The organism is Serratia symbiotica (genome assembly GCF_000821185.2).
Lineage (GTDB): Bacteria > Pseudomonadota > Gammaproteobacteria > Enterobacterales > Enterobacteriaceae > Serratia > Serratia symbiotica.
Genome location: NZ_CP050855.1, coordinates 767674 through 787917 on the forward strand (window position 1 = coordinate 767674; position 20244 = coordinate 787917).

29 protein-coding genes and 1 pseudogene are annotated in these 20244 nt (G+C 47.9%); 5 read left to right on the plus strand and 25 right to left on the minus strand.

The annotated features are described in order from the left end of the window. From mrdB to SYMBAF_RS04030, 22 genes and pseudogenes are all read right to left on the minus strand, one after another. Complete coding sequence (gene mrdB, locus SYMBAF_RS03925; RefSeq protein ID WP_040263012.1) at positions 1–1113, minus strand: peptidoglycan glycosyltransferase MrdB; 1113 nt, start codon at positions 1111–1113, stop codon at positions 1–3. Positions 1114–1124: 11 nt separating this feature from the next. Beyond that, positions 1125–3020, minus strand: a complete 1896-nt coding sequence (gene mrdA, locus SYMBAF_RS03930; protein ID WP_040263010.1) for a peptidoglycan DD-transpeptidase MrdA — start codon at positions 3018–3020, stop codon at positions 1125–1127. Between the two features lie 35 nt (positions 3021–3055). Then, a complete protein-coding gene (gene rlmH / locus SYMBAF_RS03935; RefSeq protein WP_040263008.1) occupies positions 3056–3526 on the minus strand; it encodes a 23S rRNA (pseudouridine(1915)-N(3))-methyltransferase RlmH in 471 nt (156 codons plus the stop codon). 3 nt (positions 3527–3529) lie between these two features. Further along, positions 3530–3847 (minus strand): ribosome silencing factor, encoded by a 318-nt coding sequence (gene rsfS / locus SYMBAF_RS03940; protein WP_040263006.1) that lies wholly within the window; start codon positions 3845–3847, stop codon positions 3530–3532. 77 nt (positions 3848–3924) lie between these two features. Beyond that, positions 3925–4995: a tyrosine-type recombinase/integrase gene (locus SYMBAF_RS03945; protein ID WP_040263004.1), complete on the minus strand. Its 1071-nt coding sequence runs from the start codon at positions 4993–4995 to the stop codon at positions 3925–3927. Then, positions 4952–5209: an excisionase gene (locus SYMBAF_RS18305; protein ID WP_040263001.1), complete on the minus strand. Its 258-nt coding sequence runs from the start codon at positions 5207–5209 to the stop codon at positions 4952–4954. Before SYMBAF_RS18305 ends, SYMBAF_RS03945 begins: the two co-directional genes overlap by 44 nt. A 222-nt stretch (positions 5210–5431) precedes the next feature. Beyond that, positions 5432–5785: pseudogene (locus SYMBAF_RS18310) on the minus strand (hypothetical protein); the annotation flags it as partial. 258 nt (positions 5786–6043) lie between these two features. Next, positions 6044–6238: a hypothetical protein gene (locus SYMBAF_RS03960; RefSeq protein WP_040262995.1), complete on the minus strand. Its 195-nt coding sequence runs from the start codon at positions 6236–6238 to the stop codon at positions 6044–6046. A gap of 206 nt (positions 6239–6444) precedes the next feature. Next, on the minus strand, positions 6445–7308 hold the full coding sequence (locus SYMBAF_RS03965; protein ID WP_052447620.1) for a leucine-rich repeat domain-containing protein: 864 nt from the start codon (positions 7306–7308) through the stop codon (positions 6445–6447). Positions 7309–7319: 11 nt separating this feature from the next. Continuing rightward, a complete protein-coding gene (locus SYMBAF_RS03970; RefSeq protein WP_040263445.1) occupies positions 7320–7589 on the minus strand; it encodes a hypothetical protein in 270 nt (89 codons plus the stop codon). 11 nt (positions 7590–7600) lie between these two features. Next, positions 7601–8572: a YadA-like family protein gene (locus SYMBAF_RS03975; RefSeq protein ID WP_052447619.1), complete on the minus strand. Its 972-nt coding sequence runs from the start codon at positions 8570–8572 to the stop codon at positions 7601–7603. Positions 8573–8990: 418 nt separating this feature from the next. Next, positions 8991–9473, minus strand: coding sequence for a siphovirus Gp157 family protein (locus SYMBAF_RS03980; protein WP_040262989.1), 483 nt, complete (start codon positions 9471–9473; stop codon positions 8991–8993). Continuing rightward, on the minus strand, positions 9470–10366 hold the full coding sequence (locus tag SYMBAF_RS03985; protein ID WP_040262987.1) for a RecT family recombinase: 897 nt from the start codon (positions 10364–10366) through the stop codon (positions 9470–9472). Before SYMBAF_RS03985 ends, SYMBAF_RS03980 begins: the two co-directional genes overlap by 4 nt. Next, on the minus strand, positions 10366–10719 hold the full coding sequence (locus tag SYMBAF_RS03990; protein ID WP_040262985.1) for a hypothetical protein: 354 nt from the start codon (positions 10717–10719) through the stop codon (positions 10366–10368). Before SYMBAF_RS03990 ends, SYMBAF_RS03985 begins: the two co-directional genes overlap by 1 nt. A gap of 132 nt (positions 10720–10851) precedes the next feature. Beyond that, a complete protein-coding gene (locus SYMBAF_RS03995) occupies positions 10852–11769 on the minus strand; it encodes a hypothetical protein (RefSeq protein ID WP_040262983.1) in 918 nt (305 codons plus the stop codon). Positions 11770–11792: 23 nt separating this feature from the next. After that, on the minus strand, positions 11793–12551 hold the full coding sequence (locus SYMBAF_RS04000) for a Rha family transcriptional regulator (RefSeq protein ID WP_040262981.1): 759 nt from the start codon (positions 12549–12551) through the stop codon (positions 11793–11795). 68 nt (positions 12552–12619) lie between these two features. Continuing rightward, the gene (locus tag SYMBAF_RS18315) at positions 12620–13375 is read right to left on the minus strand and encodes an antA/AntB antirepressor family protein (protein ID WP_082026812.1); all 756 of its coding nucleotides are present in this window, start codon (positions 13373–13375) and stop codon (positions 12620–12622) included. 45 nt (positions 13376–13420) lie between these two features. Beyond that, positions 13421–13621 carry a hypothetical protein gene (locus SYMBAF_RS04010; protein ID WP_052447617.1) on the minus strand — a complete coding sequence of 67 codons (201 nt, stop codon included), beginning with the start codon at positions 13619–13621 and terminating at the stop codon, positions 13421–13423. Between the two features lie 23 nt (positions 13622–13644). Next, positions 13645–13887: a hypothetical protein gene (locus SYMBAF_RS04015; RefSeq protein WP_040262979.1), complete on the minus strand. Its 243-nt coding sequence runs from the start codon at positions 13885–13887 to the stop codon at positions 13645–13647. An 18-nt stretch (positions 13888–13905) separates the two neighbouring features. Then, complete coding sequence (locus tag SYMBAF_RS04020) at positions 13906–14796, minus strand: YdhT family protein (protein WP_040262976.1); 891 nt, start codon at positions 14794–14796, stop codon at positions 13906–13908. A 449-nt stretch (positions 14797–15245) separates the two neighbouring features. Further along, positions 15246–15401: a hypothetical protein gene (locus tag SYMBAF_RS04025; RefSeq protein ID WP_160289764.1), complete on the minus strand. Its 156-nt coding sequence runs from the start codon at positions 15399–15401 to the stop codon at positions 15246–15248. 12 nt (positions 15402–15413) lie between these two features. Further along, positions 15414–15716 (minus strand): hypothetical protein, encoded by a 303-nt coding sequence (locus SYMBAF_RS04030; protein ID WP_040262971.1) that lies wholly within the window; start codon positions 15714–15716, stop codon positions 15414–15416. On the opposite strand from SYMBAF_RS04030, the gene SYMBAF_RS04035 reads away from it, so the two are divergent. Beyond that, a complete protein-coding gene (locus SYMBAF_RS04035; RefSeq protein WP_040262969.1) occupies positions 15703–16239 on the plus strand; it encodes a hypothetical protein in 537 nt (178 codons plus the stop codon). The two genes, SYMBAF_RS04030 and SYMBAF_RS04035, sit on opposite strands and share 14 nt — an antisense overlap. 132 nt (positions 16240–16371) lie before the next feature. On the opposite strand, the gene SYMBAF_RS04040 is transcribed toward SYMBAF_RS04035, so the two are convergent. From SYMBAF_RS04040 to SYMBAF_RS04050, 3 genes are all read right to left on the minus strand, one after another. Then, positions 16372–16785 carry a hypothetical protein gene (locus SYMBAF_RS04040; protein WP_040262967.1) on the minus strand — a complete coding sequence of 138 codons (414 nt, stop codon included), beginning with the start codon at positions 16783–16785 and terminating at the stop codon, positions 16372–16374. Between the two features lie 190 nt (positions 16786–16975). Next, on the minus strand, positions 16976–17293 hold the full coding sequence (locus SYMBAF_RS04045) for a hypothetical protein (protein WP_152609013.1): 318 nt from the start codon (positions 17291–17293) through the stop codon (positions 16976–16978). A gap of 306 nt (positions 17294–17599) precedes the next feature. Continuing rightward, positions 17600–18289, minus strand: coding sequence for an XRE family transcriptional regulator (locus SYMBAF_RS04050; protein ID WP_040262963.1), 690 nt, complete (start codon positions 18287–18289; stop codon positions 17600–17602). Positions 18290–18387: 98 nt separating this feature from the next. Here SYMBAF_RS04050 and SYMBAF_RS04055 point away from each other — a divergent pair, with 98 nt between their 5' ends. The 4 genes from SYMBAF_RS04055 (at position 18388) to SYMBAF_RS04070 (ending at position 20242) form a co-directional block, all read left to right on the plus strand. Then, positions 18388–18615, plus strand: a complete 228-nt coding sequence (locus SYMBAF_RS04055) for a helix-turn-helix domain-containing protein (RefSeq protein WP_040262961.1) — start codon at positions 18388–18390, stop codon at positions 18613–18615. A 126-nt stretch (positions 18616–18741) separates the two neighbouring features. Further along, positions 18742–19062 (plus strand): hypothetical protein, encoded by a 321-nt coding sequence (locus tag SYMBAF_RS04060; protein ID WP_040262958.1) that lies wholly within the window; start codon positions 18742–18744, stop codon positions 19060–19062. Between the two features lie 137 nt (positions 19063–19199). After that, positions 19200–19490, plus strand: a complete 291-nt coding sequence (locus SYMBAF_RS04065) for a hypothetical protein (RefSeq protein ID WP_237162932.1) — start codon at positions 19200–19202, stop codon at positions 19488–19490. A gap of 374 nt (positions 19491–19864) precedes the next feature. After that, on the plus strand, positions 19865–20242 hold the full coding sequence (locus SYMBAF_RS04070) for a helix-turn-helix domain-containing protein (RefSeq protein ID WP_237162934.1): 378 nt from the start codon (positions 19865–19867) through the stop codon (positions 20240–20242). Positions 20243–20244 lie beyond the last annotated feature (2 nt).

Genomic DNA, 20244 nt, shown 5'->3' on the forward strand with positions numbered 1-20244 from the left:
TTATAAACTTTTAGACAGCATTTTCCGATGCGTGTGGATCGACATAATAATGCCGAAGCCCGCCATCAAGACAATCAGTGCTGAACCGCCGTAACTGACCAGAGGCAAAGGTACGCCAACGACAGGCACAATACCGCTGACCATACCAATGTTAACAAATACATAAACGAAAAGAATCAGCATCAGACCGCCGACCATCACCCGGCCGAAGGTAGTTTGCGCCTTGGCAGCGATCATCAGCCCGCGAATGATCACCAACAGGTACAGCGCCAGCAGCACCAGCACCCCGATCAGGCCCAACTCCTCGGCCAATACCGCGAAGATAAAGTCAGTGTGGCGTTCCGGCAGAAACTCCAACTGTGATTGAGTGCCGTGCAGCCAGCCTTTGCCCACCAGCCCCCCGGAACCAATGGCGATTTTCGACTGAATAATATGATAGCCGGCACCGAGCGGATCGCTTTCTGGATCTAGCAGCATCATGACGCGATCACGCTGATAGCCGTGCATCAGGAAGAACCACAGTACCGGGATAAAGGCCGCCAGCAGCAGGGCGGCGATAGCGATCAGCTTCCAGCTCATGCCGGATAGGAACAGCACGAACAGGCCGGATGCGGCGATCAGGATTGAGGTGCCCAGATCCGGTTGTGCGGCGACCAGCAGGGCTGGCAAGAAAATCAGCACCAGCGCGATGCCGGTATTCTTCAGCGAAGGCGGGCAGACATCGCGGTTCATAAAGCGTGCGACCATCAGCGGCACGGCAATTTTAGCGATTTCCGATGGTTGGAAGCGCACGAAACCGAGATCCAGCCAGCGTTGCGCGCCTTTACTGATCTGGCCGAAAGCATCTACCAACATCAGCAAAATCACACAGGTAATATATAGATAGGGTGCCCAGCTTTCATAGACTCGCGGCGGGATCTGTGCCATTACGCCCAGAACGATAAGCCCGATGACGATTTGAGCAATCTTGCGCTCCATCATGCCAATGTCCTGGCCACTGGCGCTCCACATCACCAACGCGCTGTAAATCAGTAGAGCGAGAATGAGCAACAGGAACGTGGGATCGATGTGGATTTTGGCCCAGATCGAGCCTTTTTGTTGGCTTTCAGTCATGTTCTATCGTCCTAATCACTTTCTACACCAGGCGGCAGCGGGGCCTCATTGGGTAATTGTGTATTGTTGTCGCCCAGCAGGATATGATCGAGGATCTGACGAGTAATCGTCCCGACCGCTGGGCCGGCACCGCCGTTTTCCAAAATGATAGCGACTGACACCGTAGGGTTGTTGTACGGTGCAAAGGCAGTCATCAGCTTATGGTCACGCAGGTGTTCTGCCAGTTTATGAGCGTTGTAGGTTTCGTAGCCGAATACCTGTGCTGTACCCGATTTCGCCGCCGCAGGGTAAGGCGCATCTGCGAAGTAATGACGGGCCGTACCGTTCTGACGATTGGCAACACCATACATGCCGTCTTTGGCAATTTCCCAGAAGCCGGAGTGAATATCACCGATCTGCGGGCTATCTTCCTGACGGAATGGCACCAGCACACCGTTGACGCGGGTACTTTGTAGCAGATGTGGCGTTTTGACATTGCCATCGTTAATCAGAGTATTGAGCGCCTTGGACATTTGGATCGGCGTAGCGGTCCAGTAGCCTTGGCCGATGCCGACTGGAATGGTATCACCCTGATACCACGGTTTTTTATAACGTTTGAGCTTCCACTCACGGGTCGGCATCAAGCCGGAGCGCTCTTCAGACAGGTCGATACCGGTATACTGGCCGTAACCGAACTTGGTTAACCAGGTCGATAACCGATCGATACCCATATCATAGGCGACTTGATAGAAGAAGGTATCTGCGGATTCCTCCAGCGCTTTGGTGACGTTCAGGCGGCCGTGACCCCATTTTTTCCAGTCGCGGAAGCGTTTTTCCGAACCGGGCAACTGCCACCAACCGGGATCGAACACCACGGTATTTTTGGTTATCACCCCGGCACTGAGCGCCGAAACGGCAATGTAGGGTTTCACCGTTGATGCGGGGGGGTATAGCCCCTGAGTGGCACGATTGATCAGCGGACGGTTTGGATCGTTTAGCAGCCCTTGATAATCTTTGTTGGAAATACCATCGACGAACAAGTTCGCATCGTAGCTGGGGTTGGAGACCATTGCCAGAATGCTGCCGGTATGCGGATCACTCACCACCACCGCAGCGCGGCTACCCACCAGTAGCTGCTCGATATAGCGTTGCAGGTTGAGATCTAACGTCAAGTAAACGTCCTGGCCAGCAGAAGGCGGCTGTTCGTGCAGTTGGCGGATCACCTTACCACGGTTGTTGACTTCAACCTCCTCGTAGCCGGTTTTGCCATGCAACGTGTTTTCATAATAGCGTTCGATGCCCAACTTGCCGATATCGCGGGTAGCGGCGTAATTGGCCAGTTTACCGTCCTTGTCCAGCCGTTCGATGTCACGATCGTTAATCTTCGATACGTAGCCAATGACATGGGTGAGGGCGGAACCATAAGGGTAGTAGCGGCGCTGGTAGCCTTTTACTTCCACGCCGGGGAAACGGAACTGATTGACTGCAAAGCGGGCGACCTGTGCTTCATTTAGTGCGGTTTTCACGGGAATTGAGACAAAGCGGCGCGAGCGCTTACGCTCTTTTTCGAAATTGGTGATGTCATCATCGGTTAAATCGACCACCGGACGCAGTGCCTGCAGCGTGGCCTTCAGATTGTTGACCTTTTCCGGCATGAGCTGTAACTGATAAATGGTGCGGTTGAGCGCTAGTGGGGTGCCGTTACGATCATAGATGATGCCACGGCTGGGGGCGAGGGGCACCAACTTGATGCGGTTTTCATTAGAGCGGGTACGGTAATCCTCAAAGCGCACAATTTGCAGATGATACAGGTTGGTGATCAGGATGCCGCTCAGCACCAGGATGACCAAAAACGCCACCAAAGCGCGGCGTACAAACAGGGCAGATTCAGCTGTATAGTCGCGAAAAGGGTTACGTTCTATTTTCATCCCGCTGCTTTTCACTCTGTCACGATTATCACCGATTATTCCCGGTGATAAGGATGATTTGTTGTAATACTCCAGGCACGGTAGAGGCTTTCAGCCACCAGAACGCGCACTAAAGGATGCGGTAATGTCAACGGCGAGAGCGACCAGCTCTGTTCTGCTGCGGCTTTACACGCCGGAGCCAGCCCTTCTGGGCCGCCAATCAGTAGACTGACGTTACGGCCATCTTGCTTCCAGCGCTCAAGCTGCTGCGCCAGTTGCGGCGTTTCCCATGCTGTGCCGGGGATATCCAGCGTGACAATGCGATTGCCTTTACCCACTGCCGCCAGCATCTGTTCGCCTTCTTTTTCCAGAATACGTTTGATGTCAGCGTTCTTGCCGCGCTTGCCGGCCGGGATTTCACTCAGCTCGAATGGCATATCCTTGGGAAAGCGATGCAGATAATCGATAAAGCCGGTTTGCACCCAGTCTGGCATTTTGGTGCCGACTGCCACCAGTTGCAGTTTCACCGCTTAGCTCCAGAGTTTTTCCAACTCGTACAGGTGGCGGCTCTCTTCCTGCATCACATGCACAATCACCTCACCCAGATCGACCACCACCCAGTCGGAAGCTTCCTGGCCTTTCATACCATGCAGTGCTATACCAGCAGCGCGGGATTGTTGCACCAGGTGGTCGGCGATTGACATCACGTGATGGGTGGAGGTGCCGGTGCAGATGATCATGCAGTCGGTGATGCTGGATTTGCCCTGTACATTTAGAACAACAATGTCTTGGCCTTTCAGGTCATCGATTTTATCGATGACGAAATCTTGGAGCGCTTTACCTTGCAAAGGTTCCCCTTATTTTTTATCTTATAAATCAATATCTTAAAACAAAAAGGTCACTATTAATCAAAATTCGGTCATAATCATACGGCTATTTCTATCCATTCGCTACCTCTTGAGTCCTGATATTTTTCCGTCATTGCTGCCGATTTGTGTCCAAGCAGTTTCTGTGCAAAGTCTCCAGAGATTGTATCGGTGTATAGTCTGGCTGAAAGGCTTCGTATTTCATGAAACGATGGGGGACTTCCGCTCCAGCTTAACAGTGTTAGTTCTCTTGACTTTGCAAACCACTTTGAAATGGTCTTTTCACCTAGCATCTCCTGCTTGCGTGATGCTAGGATTGTTTCAGATCCAGCGTTTATTTTTTGACATATTTCAATGACAGTGTTAAGTGTCATGTCAACCGCTGGTAACCCGATTGATAAAGGTATAGACAGTTTAACCCCTGTCTTTTGTTGCTCAACGTAAAGCTTATCATCCTTTATATCAGACCATTTCATTTTTCTTATGTCGCCAAGACGCTGCCCAGTTAGTAGGGCAATATCCATACTTAGACCTATCCAACTAGGCAAGGTAGTCGCTGCTTGCCTTATCAATAGAAAGTTTTCCAACGAAAGCCTCTCACGTTTAACCTCTACACGAGGGTTACGCGTTGCCTCTACTGGGTTTAATTGAATCATTCCCTCTGCTATTGCTTCGCGGAAAATATCTAATAATGTAGACCTCATAAGTTTAGCACTTGCTGCTTTACCTTGATCTGTATAGCTATTCAATAATTTAGCGATATCCTTTGTGGTAATTTCTTGCAGATTAGTGCCAACGAAATACTCCTTTAGTAAATTTATTCTTCCTGAATAATCACGCAGCGTCTTTTCTCTTAAACCACGTTTATTAATGATTTCGTGATATCTATCTAACCATGTCAACATGGAAGTAGCATTATTGCCAATCAGCCTGTCAATAAGCCTAGATTGGCTGTAGCTTTCAACCAGTGTTATGTTAGCCTCAATCGCTTGGTTTACTGCTTCTTTTTTATTAGTTCCCAGACCGAACTCTTTACCATTTCTAGGATCGCGGTAGCAATAATAGCCATTATTCCTTACGTACAAGTTAGGGGGTAAGTCGCGCCGTGAGTGTGTTCTTTTTCTTGCCATATTTCTTCCCATTGAAAATGCGATCCTGCATCCTTTTTCTTGCTAATTCTTCAGGTGATGAATTTACTAATATGGCTGTATCTAGTATTAGATATTCTCTTCCAAAGAGCTTAGGCTGTGGTTCAATCTTGCCTGCCCTGATCCATCGCCTAATTGTTTCCTCGCTCTTACGTCTTGGTAACGTATTAATGAATTCTGGAATAGTTAGAAGCATATTTTCCTCCGTATAGAATAAGCCAACTTTACCAGGCTAGGAGATTGATAAAAGCACTCGTTTTTATAAAAAAACACGCAATTACCCCTACAGCCAGTAGCCATCCTGATAAGTTGCGTGTTGATTTAGGGGGAGGGGTTATTTAGGGATGGGTGATGCAGTCCACATGTGCATTTATAAAGGCTTTTGCCGCTTCCGCGTTGAGGGCGTTGCCGTAGGCGCTCATTTGCAACCCTTCAACTTAGGGGCTGCTGCGAGCATGGCAGCGTAGATAGTGTCGTGATGCACAAAAATGTAATCATCATCGTCAAACGTGACGTCGATAGAGTTCATGGCAGCCGCTATCATTTCCGTTGTCGGGATAAGTGGCACTACTACGCAACCCTCCGGAATTTCCGGATAGTTGCTTGCATCGTGGCGATTTGCGACCACATCCACAGCGTCCCTAAAACCAAACCAGTTACTCCATTCTGGTCGCTCGCCTGTAGCGGCTTCAAACATGTCAGACAGTGCATCCTCTGCGTGGTCACGTTCCTCAATCAATTTTATCTCGCTCGCTTCTAGCTCGGCGATACGTGATAGTAGTGTTGAGACGTACTCTTGCGGGTAAAGCGGGATTGTTGGATTATTGTCCATCGCTATTGCTCCAGTCGTTATCCCATACTGCATAGGCGTGGTCTTCGTCGACTTCTACAGCGCCAGTACTACCACATTGGGGGCAAGTGATTTTGTCTCCATCGTATAACCAGGGATCACTACCGTCCTCTGTCTCTACCTTGAGTATGTCGTTGTCACATAGTGGACATATGCCAACCCATGAAATATTCAGATTCTTCATTGGACTACCGCCATTTTTCCATATTTAACGGTTTCACCAGCATTCAGACCGGCATCAATCAAAAATGACAATGCAATAAAAATGTCATCTTTATTTTTGCAGTGGCACGAATTAACAAAGTTTTCGATGGCGCTGTGTGCCAATGCTTTTATTTCTTTCTCACTTAAATGTGGCTGGTTATGCTTCTTCATGATGTTACTTCCTTCCCCTATCACAATTCCAAAAGGACTTAACTTCTTCCTCGCTATTCCCCGTAAAAGTAATATTTCCCCTTATTAAATCGCAGTAGTGATTGAGCGTGTATGAATGTATTCCAGCGTTGCACCTATTCGGGCTAACATATGTCTCGCCGGATTTACAAAATGGGCAGGGATTTAATTCAATCATCTTGTTATCCTCATTTACCGAGCTTTTCGGTCAGTTCGGCCACACATTCCCGCGCCGCCTGCTTATAGTCGTCTGCGGCCTTGCCGGTATACTTGACGTCTACAGCCCGCTCAAAAGCATCAAGGGTGTCGAAAAAGCACCCGGCAGCGATGCGGATCTCTTTGCCTGTCCATGCTGCAAAGATGGTGCGGCCTGAGCGGCCACACCCTTTGCGATATGCGATGTTGCTTATACGCTCTGGGTCGAGATAGAGCGACCGGCAGGTAAACTTTTCCGGTAGTGTGGTGATGCGGGTGCCGCGCAGGTCGAGCCAGCCACCGACGCTCAGATTGTCCGGCAGCACAGTGATACCGGTGCCGCCCAGGTAGAGGTCGCCGCCCACAGTTAGTCCTTCCGGTAGCGCGGTGATGCGGGTAACGTGCAGGTTGAGGTCGCCGCCTACAGTCAGACCATCCGGCAGGGCGGTGATGCGGGTGCCGCTCGGGTCGAGCCAGCCGCCCACAGTTAGTCCATCCGGTAGCGTGGTGATGGGGGTGCCGCTTAGGTCGAGCCAGCCACCGACGCTCAGATTGTCCGGCAGCACGGTGATGCGGGTGTAGCTCAGGTTGAGCCAGCCACCGACGCTCAGATTGTCCGGCAGCACGGTGATGGGGGTGTCGCGCAGGTCGAGCCAGCCACCGACGCTCAGATTGTCCGGTAGTGTAGTGATACCGGTGTCGCTCAGGTCGAGCCAGCCGCCCACAGTCAGGCCATCCGGCAGTGCGGGGATGGGGGTGCCGCGCAGGTGGAGGTAGCCGCCCACAGTGATATGCCCGTTGTCTGATACGGTATGCTGGATGCCTTTCTCAGTAAGGTGACTAATCAAATCAAACATTTTTATTATCCTTACTCGCCTTTAAGCTTGCGATACTCTATTTCTGTGTTTATACCAATAGGCCAAACGCCTTCTTTCTCCTCAATGAGAGAGCGCACAAGATGTGCGGCATGGATGATAAAGGGTCTGATTAGTCCCAAATCGTGGATGCGATCATCTGACGTCATCTTTTCTCCAGACATTGCCTTTGATATATGAGCGCTAACCAATCCCTCTAAAAGCTGACGAATTTCAATTTCGTCAAAGCCACCGGGATATTTTGCTTTTGATTCATCAGACATGTTTTTCTCCTCTACCATCCACCGCCGACACCCACTGCCAGAGCGGCGTTGTGTGATGAGTCCAAAGACACATTGAGGCGGATAGTCGTGTTGGGTGAAGTTTTGTACTGGATACCCCCTGCAAGGGCATTAGCGGACTGGTAATTTCCTACCGCGACGCCGTAGGAAAAGCGGTTGCTGGCCACATAGGGGATCGAGGCTATCGCCGCTACACCCGCAATCCCGGCGTGCAGGCGCTTCTCCGCCCGCTCGATACGCGTGTTTAGCTGGCTGAACTTGTTGTCGGTGTAATTTAAGGACTCACTGACGCGCGTATCGGTGTAGGTCTGCGATTGGCGCAGCGTGTCAGCGGTGTCGATGTTCAGGGTATCGACCCGCCAGTTGGTATAGTCGTTTGCTGATTTCAGCGTCGCGGCGTCCCCGTCTCTCCTTGCCACTGTTTCATCCGTCAGCGCTACATGCTCTTGCGCTATCTGGCTATCAGTGCGGGCATTGGCGGCACGTAGTGTAGATGCGTTTAATGCTTTGGCTTGCCCTAGATTGACAGCATCAGTTTTTGATATCCCTTCCTTGACGCCGCTGATGTATCGTTGACCGATATTGACTTCATCTGAGTTAGAGGTGACAGAGCCAGATCCCAATGCGATACCGCCATGATCTGCGGTAGCCCCATATCCCAGCGCCAGCCCGCCATGTTCAGCCGTAGCCCTGGTGCCAACGGCAACGGAACCTTGCCCCTGTGGGCCAGCATAGCGTGCTATGGACTCTGTACCTATGGCGACGCCGAAGTTGGCTTTTTCAGTCGTGGCACCCTGTCCGATGGAGACTGCGTAGTAACCTCCTTTTGCGTCATTCCCAACAGTGACACTCTGCTCATCAGCCGCCACGTTCTCACCAAGAGTGACGGCACTGGAATAGGCAGACGTCGTCATGACAGCACAGACAAATCCCGCTAAGATAGTTAGCGTTGTTTTCAAATTCATTGATATATTTCCTGTATGGATTTGGTTTTGAAAATGACAGGCGTGAGGTGGTGCAACACTTCACGCCACTTTATTTCTCAGTCTCAAACGCTTGGTGTTAATTGCCGGAATGGAGCGCCCGGTTTTTTCTGCAATCTCCTCATTGCTAAATTTTCCCGATGTTATTAGCGATATTTCCTCATCATTCCAATGGGGTGGATTTATCCTGACGCCTATATATCTCGCTTTTAGGCATACGGCCCTAGGTGACCGCTCAAGTTTTTCGGCAATAATATGGACGGGCATAGTGCCAGCCACTTCGCGCAAGAATTGGATCTCGTAGGGTTTCCACATATTAGGCATTTTCCCGATTAAATTAGTCAGATATGTCAACAAAAAGACAAGGATTGTTCTATTGTCTTCTGTAAAATAATCACTGTTATTTTATGAGTAGCGAGGGCTTTCCAATCTTTATTTTTGCTCCGGGGACAAGATCCCCATTGGTTAGCTTGTGCTTGATTGCTAGTTTATCAATCTTAACTTTCGTTTCGTATTCAATGTATTCAACTGGTATTAATGATTCATCGATAATGTCAACCTGTTTGGAAGGGACACGAACCGTAACCTGATGCAGCCCCGCTCTTATTGATTTCTTACCTGCTGTCTCTAGAGAATTGATAATATAGTCTTTTATGCTTTCAATTTTATTATCAACAACTGATGCGCGTTCAGATAATGATTTTGCTTCCTGCTTCAGTGAATCAGAGTAATACCTTTCGTTTTTAATAATTGACAGAAGCTGTTCAATCTTATCTGTTAACTCGCCCTCGATACCTTCAATGGTGTCAGCAATTATTTCTAGAGGGAGTCCTGAATCCATAAGTTTTGCATAATCTTTTGCGATTTCATATAGCTTGCTCATGATGTTGTAACCTCGAATTTAGCTTTGCATTCTTTATAAATAGCCTGAACATTCTGTTGTAACTTCATTCCCCGCGTAACTTGGAATGCTTCTGCGAAAAGTGGTTTAAGTTCATCCATGTTTTGTGCTAGCTCCATCTTCTGGCACAGATCGTTGACCAAATCGTAAACTGCTTGCTTACGATTATTTTCATCATCGATAATCACGCTTTCTGGTGTATGCGGGATAATCGGTTCTTGGTGAACACCTTCGGTATCGTTGAGAACATGTATGGCGTTATCAAGCCGTTCACGCTGGGGCCAATATTTGCTGGCTCGCTTGACGATGGTCTTACGTGCCATCTCTTCCCAAAATGTTTTCCACGGGCCAATCCTGGATTTGCTTATGGCTTCTGTTGCCTTAATTTCTGCCAGGCTCATTTCTTCGGTTAAATAATCCCCATCTGGAGTTTTAATAGTACAATAACCGCCAACAACATTTCCTCGTTCGCCAAAAGCATTGTATTTGTGGGTAGGTGCACAATCTAGCCCATTAGATTCGTAAGTATCATTGGAGTAAACGAGTTTACATTGTCCCCATTTAATCGATCCTGTTGACTGAGCAAGATGGAGTAATCCCATGTAACTGATATCAAGACAAACCTGTCCATCCCTAGGAACCAGATATGCAAGCCTACTCGCGGGATTAAGAGTAATGCCAATTGCTGCAACATTAATAATCGCATTTTGTGCACTGACTGGATTAGCAATTGCTGTTTTAGTCAGATAATCGTTTTTTTGAAACAGTTGCATTGCAAACTGACTTTCTTTTGACCATTTAACTTCTTGATTTGTTAATGCATCACGAAAAAGAGGCTCTTGCTGTTTTACAAATTCAATAACGTTAAAACTCATCACGCCACCTCTTCAAAGTTATCAGGGGTTTCACTTTCAGCATGTGATAATTCCATCACGCGCTCTACGATCACCAGGCGTTGAACAATGTCATAAAGGAAATCTTCGAATTTATTTGTCATCCAGTCCGAATTTATAAGCATGAAAATCAACTTCTGGTCTGTATGTGGAAATAATGCCGAGGCAGCGCATCGTAGGGTGGTGATCTTAAGTCCGCGCATTTCTATCGCGGTGCGATCACCAATCAGATTCTGCTCATCCTGCGATTTATCGAGCCTCGCTTCATACTTTTCCAACTCTGCATCCATGATTTGCTGAAACCTGTATTCTGACATTTTGCTGTAATCAATCATGCGTACGCCTCCAGGCCGGGTTTAGCGCCCGCGATGAGATATTGTCTAATTCGGTCTAGTAGAGTTTTAGCGACGCCAATAGCGCCGCCGATAGCATTTGCCATTGACGTTACTCCTGAGTTTTAGGAATTGTTAATAGTTGATGTGAATTGCTGGTACGTTGCCAAGCGCGATAGTGCGAATGCAAAGCTTGGCGTAATTTTCTGGAATGCCTGCTTTAATCAACGCGCCCAATGCAGTTTGGTTTACTGTTTTTCGGTGCTGGACATCAGCGGCGCGTTTTGCGGCTTCGTCTGCAATGCGCTTTTCCTCGGCCAGTCTTGCCGCTGCTTTTTGGTCTGCTTCTGCTTTTGCCCGCTTTTTTTCTGCTTCAATGGCTTCCTGCTTGTCACGCTCTGCGCGTTCTAGCGCTGCTTTTGCTTCAGCCTCGCGTTTTGCTGCTGCTGCGATTTCAGCCTCTGCTTGTCGCCTGGCCTGAATCGCTGCCTGGTGCTTTAATTCCTCTTCGTGAGCAATGCGCTTTCGCTCCACTTCGGCTTTGGCTTCTGCTATTTCTCGGTCACGCTTTTCATTCATGAGCAAAGCTATTTCGTGGTCTGACTCGATGCGCTCGGCCAGTGCTTTGTCGAAAGCCTCGTTCATCTCCAGCGCTTCGGTGTGCCACGCCTGCATCTGCTGTACGGCCTTAATGCGAGCCTGTTCTGCTTCCCACTCAGTTACTGGCTTGCGGATTTCGACGGCCAATTCATCCAGCGCCTCACGTACTTTACGGCGACTGGCATCGACCAGGGCGGGCCGCTTTTTCATCTCAGCAACGAGGTTTTTACCTGCATCGTCAATCATCACTTTCGTGCTTCTGACATTTGCGGCCATGCTGATATAAACTTTACGCCCCTTGGCGGTGTTGATATCACCAACAACCGCTGATGCTTTGTCACGTATATTTTCAATGAGGCCATCAATAAAGGCGTTGTCGATAAATGCAATCTCAAGTTCAGCCGGTACGCTGGGTAGGTTAGCTAGCGCAACCTCCGATTTTTCATCATTCATGATGTAGCTCCTGTTAATTGGCCTCAAGAGGCCAGGCTGATTTCTTTTTGATGGGTATAATTGCCGTCCCAGTTAACTTTCATGGGTAATGACCCTTTGCGGTAAAGGGTGTAGATCCGTTCAGCCCCTTTCTGTAGCAACACGGGTTGATACTTGATGAAGTCCTCACCGCCGTGAACGCTGATTTTGGACTGGTGCTCGGTGAGATATCTGTCGCGGGCATAGGATGTTGACCGCCAACGGGTGCCTGACTTGCTTTCGTTGTAAAGCCAGTTGCGATCTGCCAACCAGTGGTTAACCTGCTGGGTGTTGACGCCGTTGAGCATTTTGCAGAACTGTGTAGGTGTCATGCCGTCTTTAAACAGGTTTTTGAGGTCTTTAATCTCGGCCTGCTGTTCCTGGGTGACCAAGGTCAGGCGTTGGGTTTCTTCTACGAACTCAGCGGCAAGTCGCAGGGCTTCAGGGTAGGTTTGCGGTATGGCGTGTTCATTAGAGATTGCCTGTTGTTCGAGTTCTTGCCAGCGCTGGATAACCCGCATGCGGTGAACGGCACTGTAGCCGGTGAGTAGACAGATGGTGTGGTCACGTCCGAGTAGGAATTCCCGGTATTTCTGCCCGTTTTGGGGGTGTGTCCAAAAATGGGCATACCCTTCCGGGTCGTCTCCAAGGTCAACCAACATAGTTTCAATATCTCTTAAAACATGGCGATGATGTTTTTCGGTCAGATCCGCAATCTCACGGCTGGACATGGTTAAAATGCGTTCAGATACTAAATTTTGCATGAGAAAATACCTCAATAATTAAATTGATGAAGATGGAACCCCGGTACGCTACCGGGGTGGGTCAGTGATTAATGGTGGCGGTGCTGGAGGCGAAGCAATGCAGCTTCTTCAAATTTCCTCAGTACCTGAACGCCGCGCGGGGTAATTTGCAGTGCGTCAAAGTCACTTTGCACTTTGCAGGCAATGGCTTCGTAGGCGTTGCGATCACGCACAACCTTGCGCATCACGTCTTTTTCAAACTGGCATATCAGTTCGCTAGCCTGACTGGTGATGGTAAGGATGCGCCGGCATTCATCAGTGAGAACAGGGATGTCCTCAACAGAGAAGGGAAAAGGTGAAGGTGTACCGGTGGCCTGACGCAGGGCATGCCATATGGCTGCGTTCCAGCCTGCCTGAAATTTAAAACGAGCCGTCACACACCTGATAAGCCATCTAAGGTTGGCGATGTCGTTGTTGTCGAGGGGTTCGACATTCTGACGGGAATAACCGCTGTGTGGTTGGTTCATCAACTGCTTTTCGCACTCAATGAAATAGCGGCGCACCTGACGGCCTTTATCGTTGCGTTCGACCATGGCCAGTTCTTTGGCGGTGTCGAGGGTGAGGTGGTAGTCTTTACGGCGGCGACCTAAAGAGTTTTTTCCAGATTCGGAAAAAATTATGAAGTCCTGATTTTCTATGAAACCATACTCGGAAATACGCGCCGTGATCCAGGCGGCAAACACCTTGCCTATACCCAGGAATTTATGCAGATCACGAGCATTGCATAGTAGGGTAGTTTCGTTGGAAATTGCGCCGTGAAAAACAGGAATAAGTTGAGTGGTCATGGTGACCTCCGGTGGTTGTATTTAAACTACTCACCACCTTTGAGGCTAATCTTGGGTGGTGAACTGAACGGAGTTAGCCTTACCGGTACAACCAACCGGCGAGCCTTGCGGCTCCCCCATCCAGCCCACCATAGAGATGTAGCTGAATTGCGACATAAAAAAACACGCTCGCGGCGTGTCATTATGGCGCGGTTGTATCTGGCAGGAGGCTAATCCCGGCACCTGATTTTGCAGGTGCAGAGTCAATATAGTTTCCCTTCGTCACCGTGTCAATCCCTTGTCAATTCAAACGTGATTTCTTTGATTTCGCAATGATTCAAAATATCGCTTCCACCACCACTGAATCCGTATTTGTAAGCTATGTCTGTAAGCCTGTTTTCTATGGCTTTGCTAGATTGTTCGGAGTTAACAAGGTTTTCATATTCGTCTAAATCCGCTTTGTCCATTTCTACTTCTTTACGAAAGTACACCTTCGAATCAGCGGTGATTACGACTTTAACTTTCTCACACATATTTATCTCCAGCCTTAATTAATTATCAGAAATCTCAACGAACTCACCTTCTGAATTCACCTCGTAAGGTGTGTTAGCTTTAATCCCGTTCTCACCAACATACGCAATGGCAAACCGTGTACGAGATCCATCGAAATATGGAATAGCAGCACAACTGCTTTCGCCTAGGACAATCCGATGAACTGATCCAGATGCTGCGACAATAGAATTTTTCCCAGTAGCAGCGATTTGGGCGCAGTCGCCAGAGCTACCGATTTGGGCGTCGTCGCCAGAGCTACCGATTCGGGCGCAGTGGCCAGAGCTACCGATTCGGGCGTAGTGGCCAGAGCTACCGATTCGGGCGTCGTAGCCAGAGATACCGATTCGGGCGTCGTCGCCAGAGCTACCGATTCGGGCGCGGTAGCCAGAGCTACCGATTAGGGCGCAGTCGCCAGAGCTACCGATTTGGGCGTCGTCGCCAGAGCTACCGATTTGGGCGTCGTCGCCAGAGCTACCGATTTGGGCGTAGTAGCCAGAGCTACCGATTTGGGCGCAGTGGCCAGAGCTACCGATTCGGGCGTAGTGGCCAGAGATACCGATTAGGGCGTCGTCGCCAGAGCTACCGATTTGGGCGTAGTAGCCAGAGCTACCGATTCGGGCGTCGTCGCCAGTGTTGCTTTCAGCTTCACTGGTGAGGTTAGCGACCATCTTGTCGGTGGCTGCTATTTCGGATTTTATGAACTCAGCATTGTAAATGTGGGTATCATACATTTTTTCAACAAGCCATCTGGCATCATCAAAGCGGCTATCGTTAATTAATGCTTGATGCACCTCAGAATATGAACCGCCCTGTGGGAATTTATCCAAAAAGTAGCGATATCCGTCAGTACAAGCATTCCATGCTTTAAGCTGCTCTTTAGTAATTTGCATGGAATACCTCAACGATAAATAGTGAGCGGAAAGTGGGCTTTAGGGTTATTCTCTAGCACTGCGCGCTTACGCAACCAGCGCAGGAGGCGAACGGTGTTATTTACGGGCGCTGTAGCTAACGGCGCAGTTCTAACTTTTTCTGTCTGTTGCATCGGGTTGAATCCTCCGTTTCATATCGGGGAGCGCACTGATCTGGTTGTTAGTGCGCTTTCGGGTATAAAAAAGCCCATCGCGAGGGATGGGCAAAGACTGCACACAGCAATTATGGGGAGGGGACAGGTCAAACTTCGGCGTTGAGTTCGTCTCGAATATCGCCAGCGGCCATCATCAGATCCCAATCGTTATCTCGCAGCGCGTCTTCCGCAACGCGCCAGGATATCTTGTACATCCTCATAAGGTACTGAATGAGTTCTGTTTTGTTCATGGGGAATTTTTTTGCCTCGTAATGCTCAACTATCATGCTTATACATTTCCAAGAATGCCTGTGCTATAAAATCAGCACGTTCAAGACTGTTATCCCTGTCGTATAAATTCATCGCAATAATCTGACTGAGCGTTTCCGCTGCGACAACCTGCACTCCCTCAGGGAGATCGAATAAGTTCATAGCTACCTCGTATTAAATTAAACTGGTTTGATATGATTTCTGCACCGCGTGGATCTTATTGCCGAGTGGGTTTGGGTCTCTGTACCAAATTCGGTGGTTGCGGCGTTCTTGCTGCTCTGCTGCTTTGATAATCTGCGTCTGAAATTCCTTCGAAGATTTATGTTCAAGCGCTGGTGATGTGAGCTTATCCCAAGCTTTACTTAGTTTTTTTGCAAACTCTGCATTCTCCCTGTGTTTAGCAATTAATTGGCCACGTTGTCGATAGCGGCGGTTTTTACTATTGTCCTTCGCAGGTTTAACAATGATTACTGTCATAACAACCTCCAGTAAGTGGCTTTGGTGGTGTGGTGAGCTAGCTGTTGCCCTGGTGTTGGCTGTATCTCATATCCAGCCCACCACACCCCAAAACCACTTGGTTCTGGTCTCCTACACTGGCAGGAGAATTCCCGTTATTTTTAAAGAGCGGTTAAAACAGAGCAGACTTGTTAATCCGCTTTGGTTTAATGCCTGGTTTACTTCTCCACCTCAGGCGGCAGTGGTATCTTGGAAGCTCTCACACAACCAAGAAGGAAATCTAATGTCTGTAAATCAACTTCCCCCAGGCCTTGATAAATTGATCATCGACCTCGAAGAAGAAAATGCTTCAATAAGACGCTTTTTAATCGGTTTGCTCGAAACATTAACTACGGAACAACGACTTAAGCTCACCGACACCATTTTCGAACTTAACCAAACCGCCGAATCATCCATTCCGCAAAACAAACCACGCCTTTTGAAAAGAGCGAAGTCGATTTCGAGGAGGACTGTTGCTCTTCTAGATAATTCAAAACCAGGTTAGCTCTCTCGATTTCCATTTTTATAAAAGCCGCACGCGGGCCACCCTCTTGTGGTTTATTTACTTCGGCCCGCCACTCTTCTAATGTCATCGTCATATCCTTCTTATTTGCTGCTAATGGGATACAAATAACATTCAATCAGTCGGTTTATCGCACGGACGAAGATCTCCTGGTGGTTCAAGACCATTCACGATAGCCGTTGCATACACTGCTGCTTTTGCTGGTGTCACTGGGGCATAACTTTCGAGCGTTACGCCATCACCGAAGCGCTCGAAACAAATTCGGTCTTCATAAACCACCACGATCCACTTCGATAACGGGTCGTTGCCTTTGTGAATTTCAGTCGCTGACGTTGCAAATAAAAACTGGAGTGCGTTTTCGGCCTGCCTCTTAACTCCTACCCACATTTCGTAAACGTTTTTCTCAGAGAGTCTGTAAGGAACTTCAGAAATGGACTTCCTAGTGATTTTGCCGTTCTGATCCTTATCTAGTTCAAGAGCTAACTTCACATCGTTAACATCTGCTTCTGCTTTAAATTGCTGATCCATTTCCTATCCCCTGTGTGTTGTCTTTAGTTATGAACTGCAATCTGCGGTGGTTTAGTGCCTGGTTTACTTCTCCACCTCAGGCGGCAGTGGTATCCTCTGTTCACCACAAACAGAGAGGAAATTGTTATGTCTAATAAGTATGATGCTCGGGAATTGGCTGTTGAGTACCTCCGGCGTTCCGATGAAAAATTTACTGCTGGTGAATATATTGCTCAGGTTCTTGAGCTTGAGAAGGCATATCAAACTTACCTTCAGGAGTTAGACAAGGAGAAGGTTTTGAGTGAATGGGCTGTCCTGGGCCGCAAACCATAAAAATCATTCCTGCTACTACCGCTTCGGCGGTAGTTTTTGCCGCTTCAATGACAACCGGTTTTTCAACTCCACTTTTAACTAAATGTTTAACGACATCCGTCACGGCAGGCTCAACAGAGTCCATACAACGGTATGCGGCTTCTTTGCTCATTTTAATACCCGCAATTTCTACAGTTTCTACAGTTTCGTCACTCACTTTTCTGTCCTCTTTAGTAATGGTCTGCTCCAACCGCCGTCATGTTCGTAAGCCTCAGGCTGGCTACTTAAGCTCAGGCAATCAGCGGGTAACTCGTCGTATTTCCTGCTGGGATATTGCCGCTGCTGGTTGCTGCCTTACGCAAATGAATATATGCGCATTACGCAAATGCGTCAAGCGCATACAAGGGCGCATATCGAATATTTCTTTTATGTGTTTGTTTTAAATTGAGAAATATTTTTTGGCGGTTTTTGTACAGGCAAAAAAATAACCCGCTTGATGCGGGCTATGTAGATTTGAAGGTTATTATCCGTGTCTTCGTGTCTGTTGAGACTGACTTACTAGTACTTTGCCTTGGATATGAAGCATTTCCATTTCATCAGGGGATATTGACCAAGCTTCATAGGCTTTGTTATCGGATAGCACTTTTAGCTCATATTTGACTTTTTGAAGACGTTTAACAAACGTATCACCGTTAAAATCAAAAACATAGATGCCATCACCATCAAAAACATTAGTTCTTACATCAACAAAAATTAGATCACCTGGCTCGAGGGTTCCCATCATTGAATCGCCCCGAACGTTGATAAGCATGACGGATCCTTGTGGTCTATTCCCAAAGAGCATCTTTGCATGTTCAGGCACGTACTCAATAGAGTGGATAATCTCAACTACGTCCCCTGTATAGGCACCATTTCCGGCGCTAGCATATACCTCAAGTACATCAACTCGATACAAACTATTTCTCCCTGAACCAGATAAAGATTTGATGCTGTATAAATCAGCAGCATCGCTGTCAGCTTCTGTAGAGAATAGTTCAGAAATTGGAATAGCGAGAGCATCAGCTATTTTTCTCAAAATAAGATCACTATACCCCTGCTTGCCACGTTCAAGACGCGATATGTTCCCAACATCGCTTCCCGCAGCAGTTGCAAGTTCTAGGATGGTCATTTTCTTCGCTTTGCGAATTTGCCGGATTTTTTCACCTACTTTCATGAGCTAAATATTGGTTTCCTTATGCGCATTGCGCAAAGCGTGTTGCGCAAATTTGACAAGTGTTTTAATATGCGTAAAGCGCATCTTTGGAGGGTTACATGCATACACCATTAAGGAAAATGCGTGTGGAGAAAGAATTGACCATCACTGAAGTGGCTCTGGCAACTCAAATAGATGTGGGAAACCTGAGCCGGATTGAGCGTGGAAAGCAGATCACATCACTTGATAACGCAAAAAAAATTGCTGAGTTCTTTGGTGGTGCAATAACTGTGATGGAAATTCTCTACCCGCATCAGTTTATGAAATCAGGCAGCAAGGCCGCCTAACAACAAAGCTCTTTAACACCTTTGGTCAGCTCCGCCAGTGTGGGGCATTACTTAAGTGGCAACCCCACGGCTGTCGCACGTCTGATTTTTTTATCTCAATTCAAATCAACACGGAAATTATCACGCATGGAACATGCAAAAACACGCAAATCACTGTCATTCATTGGCCGCCACCTGCTGGCTACAGCACATCAGGCATTGAGCACCACACGGCAAACGGTTGTAGCGAAGATGCTCAACGTGGCTGACTCAACGGTTCTGCGCCGTACAGAAAAATTCCCTGAAATTATGGAAACTCTCGCCGCCTGCGGTGTAGAGGATTTTGTTATGCGTGGAGAGAAAAAGTTACCGCTGGATCAGTACAGGTATCTGATGAAGGTAGCGATGGAGTTTGCGAAGTATCAACTTGAAATCACAAATGAAAACGAGGCGTATCAATTAGCCTGACGGTGCCTTTTCTGGAAAGAAAAAACGCTCGGTAGTAGCCGAGCGTCAGAGTCAAAACTAGATGAGGTTTCAATACAACAAACGGGGAAATTATACATGCAAAATGCTGGATAAACAACCAGAGAGGAGGGGGCTAAATGGACAGTTTCGATTACAGCGTTAACGTCCAGATGCCAGCCCATTTCCACAAAGACGATGAGAAATGGATACGCGAAATGCTGCTTCATCTCGACCCAATAACACGCAACAAGATCATCATGAAATACGGCGAAGTTTATCAATCTGGATGGGAAATGGAGCCTGTTTCATTCAAAAAAGATAACCGGGCAAGGCATGAAGCCAACACCAGGCTCAGGGTATTTATCCGAAAATATGCCACCTACAGCCGGGGAAATGTTTCTAAGCCCGAATTATTAAAACAGCACTAGCCAAGAACACAAGCCATTACTGTGCAAGTTGAAACTCGGTACTAACGACTTCACCCGTCAGGGGAAAGTTCTTTTCTGGCAAGTGTTACAGAGGTGAGGTTTGCACAAAGCCAAAAGCAATAACAAAAAGCCCAAAACAAAAAACATTGACACCGTGGAAAAATTTAGTTAAACGCGCGCCCGCACGTCCAAGGATAAGGAGATGCAACTTAACTTTTCCTTAAAATTCATAATCTTAAGCCACATCAAAACGACAGGGTTTGTCGCTTTTTGCGACAGGTTCTGTCGCTTTGTTAAAAATCAATAGGTTACGAGCTATGCAAAGATGGTCTCGGGTTTTCAGATCCTGGGAATTATTCAAGCGGTTATCTGGTTTGTCCCCAGTAGCAATCGAACTGTACGGCTACGTCGCTGAGCATTGCGACTGGCGGAATGGGCGTTACGTTGCGACCTCGGCAGAGGTGGCAAATGCCCTGAGTGTCACCGTACGAAGTGTTCAACGAGCAAATAACGAACTCGAAGCTGCCGAGCTTATCAGGTTCAAACGTGGAATTTATGCGGTTAATCCTGAGTTCAACTGGGGGGGGAGAAGCTGGAATATTTCAAAGTCTTGTTATTACTCAATGGGGAAAAAAATCGCCCAGGTTATCGACTTTGCCGAGGCAACACAGGCCATGAGCAAGTTAGCTACGAAGGGGGTTAGGCGTGAAACCTTGAGGGAGGTTTCCGCCCGAATACACAAGGAAAACTAAAC